Source organism: Paenibacillus sp. 1-18, from assembly GCF_000520755.1.
Lineage (GTDB): Bacteria > Bacillota > Bacilli > Paenibacillales > Paenibacillaceae > Paenibacillus > Paenibacillus brasilensis.
Window position 1 is genome coordinate 1 of record NZ_ASSB01000210.1, and the last position, 6,493, is coordinate 6,493.

Below are 6,493 nucleotides of genomic sequence, written 5' to 3' on the forward strand. Positions count from 1 at the left end.
GGCCACGACCGTCGATGCTGTTGCGTCCGAATTTGCTCTTATAGTAGTCATAGGTTTTGGCCGCATAAGCATGGGCATCCACGCCGGCCGGATCATTCCATACGTTATCAGCATCGGTCAGAATGCTGCCTGGGATGCTTTGACGGTTGGAGGCCGTGTAAGTCACGATTCCGTTACCGCGTGTTGTATCTCTTAACTGATAGCTGCTGCCGGAAGCGGTAGTGGTGAACGATTTGGTATCCCCAAGCACACCTTTACCTGTGCCTGTCGCTTTCTTAATGATGTCATACTGGAATACGATTTTGCCGTCATTGGCGTCAATGATGTAGCGTGTACGCAGCGGCGCAGGCTCCAAAATATTAACTTCTGTCACATAAACCAGCTGCAATGTGTCGCCCTTAGGATAGAAGTACAGCTCTGCTTTAGGATCTACCTCAGGCTGCAGGTTTGCGATTTTGGCAATGGAATTTGGCTCTGCTGTTACCGCTTCGATTTTGCTGTCTTTCAGTTCAGCCGCTTGTTCAAGACTGAGCTTATCTTTTTCAATAGAGGTCGTTTTATCGTTGTTAGCTGCTTCGGCGTAAGTGTCTTTGCTAACACTGCTTTGCTCCTCAGCATCTTTAGAAATCGTATCATCGGAGGTAGGGAGGGCTTGTACCCGTGTAGCTGCCTCCTGATATGCAGTATAGACCGCTTCAGAAGCGCTGATTTTCGGAGTTGTACCTTGCGTAGCTTCCTCTTGCTGGTCCTCAGTAATCACTGCCCCCAGATAAGAGGTGACCTCACCAGATTTACCCACATGAATGGTTTGTTCAGCTCCATATGCGGGAATCCCGTTTACATACTGCTTCAGCCGATAATGGCTCACACCGGATTTGTCGCTTGTACGATCAACAATACGGAATTGATCACGGACACTGGAACTGTCCGTACCCAGCAACGTTTTCTTTTGACGATTTAAATAGCTCCATACAATGTCGTCACCGGATACCGATGAAGGTGCTTTCCATTGCTCGGCGTGGAAGGTTGGCGTAAGCTGAGCTGGCCCCGTAACGGAACTCTCCGCTGCTGATGCACCAGACGCTACAGACCCTAATAACATAGCTCCTCCAAGAAGCGAAACCCATACTTTTTTCATTAACATTCACTCTCCCCGATTAGTGTCAGGATGAATCATCCTGTATTGACTAGGTAGTACGCCAATGAGGTAGGTCGTGTTGTCGTCTGGAACATGAAGAAAATGGAACGTGAAGAGAAATACCGAAGTGTGTTTTTCATGAAGTTTTTTATAAAGCGTGAGTGATAAGAGGGTACTGCAGGTGAAGAAATAGCTTAAAAGGTGACAAACTCCTCCTTTCCTGTCGTTTATTAGAAGTGGAATAATAGTGGATAATGGAAAAAAGTTGCCCTATGCAAAAAAAACAAATGTTGATTTTTTGAACTCCCATCATCTGGCTCTGATATTAGCACAGAGAATGACGGACGAGAAGATCTATGTCACAAATTTATCCAAAATGATTCTTTGGACCCTAATAACTGATTTATTTAATAGGATTAATGAGTTTTGTAAAATAAAGTCGAAAATTGCTTTGTCGAAAAGACTCCACGCTTGCCGTTGCAGACGGCATTTGGACCGCATAGGTTATGTTGAACTGTCCTAATCACGCTGTCCATCTATACAGCAATAAGGGAGGTGAGACGGGAGCATGAGGAAGCAGAGAAGAGCTGGATATAAGCTCAATCGCAGACGGCATTCCAGCGCCAATCGCTACTCAAGGTTGTGGCTGCCAGTAAGAGTGCCCAAGCTGAATATGAACCCGATAAGTCCTGTCGTTGGGGAGGAAGCGGGCGCGGAAAAAGGCGCACAGACAGGTGAGGAGCGGCCATCCAAACCGTCGAGTGGAAAATTGCTCGTATCTGTCATTATTCCGGCCATGAATGAGCAAAAAACGATTGGAGCTGTTATTCGTGAGGCACGACGTGTCCATCCACATACTGAGGTTATCGTGGTCGAGAACGGATCAAGCGACAGGACGGCGAAGGTGGCACTAGCGGCGGGGGCGCGTGTTATTTCCTTCCCGGAACCGCTGGGACATGATGTGGGCCGTCGGATTGGAGCGGAGGCGGCTTCCGGACAGGTACTGCTTTTTCTGGATGGGGATATCGTCATTCCCTGCGAAAGACTTCGACCGTTCATACAGGCCATATGCGCAGGAGCGGATATTGTGCTGAATGATTACCATGGACCCGTGAATCATACGTCGGTACATCCTGTAGTTGATGCAAAGCATGTATTGAATATTTTGTCGAACCGTGCTGATTTAGGAGGGGCATCCATGACGGCTATTCCACATGCCATAAGTCAAAGGGCCTTGAAAAAAATAGGTCTAAAGTCATTGGAGAAGCCTCCTTTATTTCAAGCTATGTCCATCGTCTCCGGGTTGCGAGTGGTGACCGTATATGGAATAGCTGTCGGTAGAATGAATGCGACACGCAAAAAACAGAACGGCAAGGACCCGCTGGTGGATGTGATTGTACAGGATCACCTGGATGCTATTTCCTGGATTACATCACATTTGGGAACCCGTGCGGGATTTACGGATTTGAAGCGCAAACGGATCAGAGATGAGGTGAAACCGTGAGCAGAGAGTATGGTAAAGGAAAGCGTGACGATCCAAGTTGGGGGAGCAGACGAGTACAGCGAAGACAAGGATCAACTCATTCAATGCACAGCCGCAGAATAAGGAAACCCGCACCTCGGGGAAAAGGAACGACCGAAGTGAATCTGCCTGAGATACAAAAAGTTCCCAAGGACATTCTGCTGCAGGGAACAGCAGCAGCTGTGGTTAGTGCCTGTAATGAGGAGCCAACAATTGACCGGGTACTGAGCGAGCTGGAGAAACTTCCGCTTAAGGACATCATTGTCGTTTTGAACGGCTGTACGGACGGCACGCGCTCTATCGTAGCGAAGCATCATCCTGGCGTGACTCTCGTCAACCTGCCAGATCGGCTTGGGCATGATGTCGGGCGTGCTGTAGGCGCACGTATGACGCAGGCTGATATCGTGCTGTTTGTGGACGGAGATTTGCCAATTCCGGCGTCTGACTTGCTGCCTTTTCTCCAAGCGGTTGATCAGGGGACGGATGTGGCGCTTAACGATCTAGGCAAACATTTGCCGCCCTATGCCCGGCAGGACAGCGTCACACGGTGCAAAGGGTTCCTGAACCGCATACTGCGCAGGCCGGATCTTGGAGCAAGCTCATTGACCGCTGTGCCGCACGCCTTGTCACGGCGCGTGCTGGATCTGCTTGGTCCGGCCGTGCTCGCTGTCCCGCCGAAGGCCCATGCCATGGCAGTGCTGCACGGTATGATGGTAACAGCCGTACATGCTGTCGACGTTATTAAAACGAACCGCAAGCGGACCTTCAATACAGGCAAGGGAAACGTTATGGAGCAATTGATCGTTGGTGATCATGCGGAGGCGCTGACGGCGGTATTCCAGGTAGCGGGTGCTTCCCCGTTCGGCCCCGTTCCCACGCGGATAGACGTTGCCAAAGGGAGGAATGCACGATGAGCGTGACGAGCATTATTATCCCGACTTATAACGGCCTGCATCTGCTAAAGCCGTGTATTGAGGCGATTCGGACACATACGCTGGATGTACCTCATGAAATTATTGTAGTAGATAACGCTTCGAATGACGGTACGGATGCTTTTTGCGCAGCCGAGCGTCTGATCAGCGTACGTCTCCCCGAAAACCGGGGGTTTCCGACAGCTTGTAATATGGGGTTTCGTCTGGCAACGGGTGATCAGCTCGTCATATTGAACAATGATGTGACGGTTACGCGCGGGTGGCTATCCAATATGCTGGCTGCATTGCAGAGCGAAAGCACGGTGGGACTAGTGGGTCCAGTGACCAATTATGTCAGCGGTATTCAGCAGGTTCACGGATTGGCAGGGGACTTGGCCAGTTGCCTGCGGTTTGCGGAGCAAAATAATATAAGCAATCCGTCCAGATGGCAGGTGGTCAAACGGTTGGTCGGATTTTGCATATTGTTCCGGCGTGAGCTGGTGGAACGCATCGGATTGCTTGATGAACGGTTCAGTCCCGGACATTATGAGGATGACGATTACTGTCTGCGAGCACGCGTGCATGGCTATAAGCTGCTGATGTGTAATGACTGTTTTGTTTATCACCAGGGAAATGCAAGCTTCTCACGCACGGATACGTCCTGGATCGAAGAGCTGATTGAGCGGAACTATCGTTTGTTTATAGAGAAATGGAGCATAGACCCCAGAATGTTCATTGAAACGGATAACCTTGGGGATTCATGTGCTAAACATGCTGTCGAAGGAGGAGGGAAGATATGAAAGGGGTTATTCTCGCAGGAGGAACCGGGTCGCGCCTTCATCCGTTGACTTCATTACTCAACAAGCATCTGCTTCCGGTCGGCAAATATCCCATGATTGTATATGGTATCGAAAGACTGCGACAGGCGGGAATCACCGACATGCTCATCATTATTGGCAAACAATCGGCTGGACTATACACCGATTTCTTGGGCAGCGGCAGCGATTATGGAGTTCAACTGACGTACCGGATTCAAGAAAAGGCGGGCGGTATCGCGGAAGCACTCGAACTGGCGAGAAGCTATATGCAGTCGGAAGAAAAATTTACTGTTTTGCTAGGGGATAATTTGTTCAAGGAGGACCTGGGGCCTGTCATCGAACGGTTCAAGCAGCAGCCACCGGGGAGCGCCAGAGTATTGTTGAAAAAGGTAGCAGATGCCCGTCGTTACGGAGTGCCGGTGTTTGATCCCGAGCGGCCGGAGAGCATCTCAAGAATTGAAGAAAAGCCACAGCACCCCCAATCCAAATATTGTGTTACCGGGATTTACATGTACGATACTGCCGTATTTGATAAGATCAGACAAATTAAGCCTTCGGCACGCGGTGAGCTTGAGATCACGGATGTCAACAACTGTTATGCCGCTGAGGGCAAACTGGAATATGACATTTTACGGCGATACTGGAGCGATGCAGGAACCTTTGATTCCCTGCAGGAGGCAGGAATAAAAATGAAGGGGCTTCTGCCCTGATCTCGGGTGAAACACCATCCGGCCGGGCCAGGCATATAGTATAGGCATAATGCCACCCGGAGGAGTGAACGGCATGAAACGCCTGAGTATACAAAGGAAACACAGCAAGCGGCTCGGTAAGAAAGGCTATTGGGCAGGACATAAAAGAGGCCAGGAGCAGGGCTGCAGGCTGGGCCAGGCTTCGTTCGGCAAGGTTTTTGAAGGTGTCAGCATTATCATTCCGTCCTGCAATCACTTTCATCAGCTTCGAGCATGTATTCAACGTATTGAGGAGCATACGAGCCATCCTCACGAAATTATTGTGGTGGATTACGGCTCGACGGACGGGACACGCACCTATTTGCTCCGTAAGAGCATCGCTGTGCGTTATGCGCTGCTAAAAAAGGATGCTCATATGCTGGGAAGTCTGAATCAGGGACTGATGATGGCAAAAGGCAAGACCATTGCGGTACTGGAACCACATGTCATGGTGACCCCCGGCTGGCTGGATCGTATGCTGGAGTGCTTGTACAGCGATCCGTCAATGGGGGTCGTCGGGCCTGTAACGAATGGACCATTCGGAGAGCAGCAGATTGAGGTTCCTTATATAAACGAAAATGAAGCATATCCATTTGCCCTGACCTACAATATTTCCAACCCGGCTGCATGGCGAGAAACAGAGAGCCTGGCCGGATTTTGTTTATTGCTGCGCAGAGAAACGCTGGAAAAAACAGGGTACTGGGACGAGGGCTGTCACAGTGGTCAGGAAGCCGCTGCAGATTGGCTGCTGCGTGTTCGCTTGCTGGGGATACGTATGGCAATTGCCGGAGATGCTTTTATCCACTACGCAGAAAGTGATCGGGATACGGCTTATCGTTTTCCCCAGATGACCGTAAAAAACGGTTCAATGGAGGAGAGCAGCCAGAACCGATCCTTTTTTGTCCAAAAGTGGGGGGACATCAATAAGCTGCTTCCCAGTCAGAAGCTCGCTGCAGCGGAGCCGGACGGAAAGGTATTATCCAGCAAGGAAAAACATGTGTCAGCGGCAAGTTTTTATCCCATCGGAGTGCTCGTCGAAGGACCATCCGGTGCCATATTTCGGTTAGAACGGGGAGGAAGGCGCCTTCTGGATGGAGTCCGTGCTGCGGGAGATGAGTACGCGGCCCCCGTTAGAATATCCCAGCTTGATCTGTTGGCGCTTCCTCGGATACCGAAGCCGGAGGCCGCGGTTTCCGGTGGCGTGGAAGCACCTGTGGCCGTACCGGCAGAGGAATCCATTCCGGTGCTGGCAGCTTCCGAAGTGGAGAGCACATCCATGCTCCCCACGCTTACCCCGGCTCAACGCAAGCAATGGATTGAGGTACTGTATGCCGAAGGCAGACAACTGTATCAAATCGGGAACGGCTGGGAAAAGG

General features: G+C 50.6%; 5 protein-coding genes and 1 pseudogene. 5 read left to right on the forward strand and 1 reads right to left on the reverse strand.

All coding sequences use genetic code 11. The features are described from left to right. Positions 1-1,138: pseudogene (locus L693_RS0113345) on the reverse strand (M4 family metallopeptidase); the annotation flags it as partial. Positions 1,139-1,706: 568 nt separating this feature from the next. Here L693_RS0113345 and L693_RS0113355 point away from each other — a divergent pair. The 5 genes from L693_RS0113355 to L693_RS0113375 all read left to right on the forward strand — a co-directional run. Next, positions 1,707-2,642 carry a glycosyltransferase family 2 protein gene (locus tag L693_RS0113355; RefSeq protein ID WP_025717687.1) on the forward strand — a complete coding sequence of 312 codons (936 nt, stop codon included), beginning with the start codon at positions 1,707-1,709 and terminating at the stop codon, positions 2,640-2,642. An 83-nt stretch (positions 2,643-2,725) separates the two neighbouring features. After that, positions 2,726-3,574, forward strand: coding sequence for a glycosyltransferase family 2 protein (locus tag L693_RS0113360; RefSeq protein WP_442950179.1), 849 nt, complete (start codon positions 2,726-2,728; stop codon positions 3,572-3,574). Continuing rightward, positions 3,571-4,371: a glycosyltransferase family 2 protein gene (locus tag L693_RS0113365; protein WP_025717689.1), complete on the forward strand. Its 801-nt coding sequence runs from the start codon at positions 3,571-3,573 to the stop codon at positions 4,369-4,371. The genes L693_RS0113360 and L693_RS0113365 overlap by 4 nt, the downstream gene beginning before the upstream one ends. Further along, on the forward strand, positions 4,368-5,099 hold the full coding sequence (locus L693_RS0113370) for a sugar phosphate nucleotidyltransferase (RefSeq protein WP_025717690.1): 732 nt from the start codon (positions 4,368-4,370) through the stop codon (positions 5,097-5,099). The genes L693_RS0113365 and L693_RS0113370 overlap by 4 nt, the downstream gene beginning before the upstream one ends. A 73-nt stretch (positions 5,100-5,172) precedes the next feature. Beyond that, positions 5,173-6,493, forward strand: a 1,321-nt coding sequence (locus L693_RS0113375; RefSeq protein ID WP_025717691.1) for a glycosyltransferase family 2 protein, incomplete at its 3' end; no start/stop codon positions are given.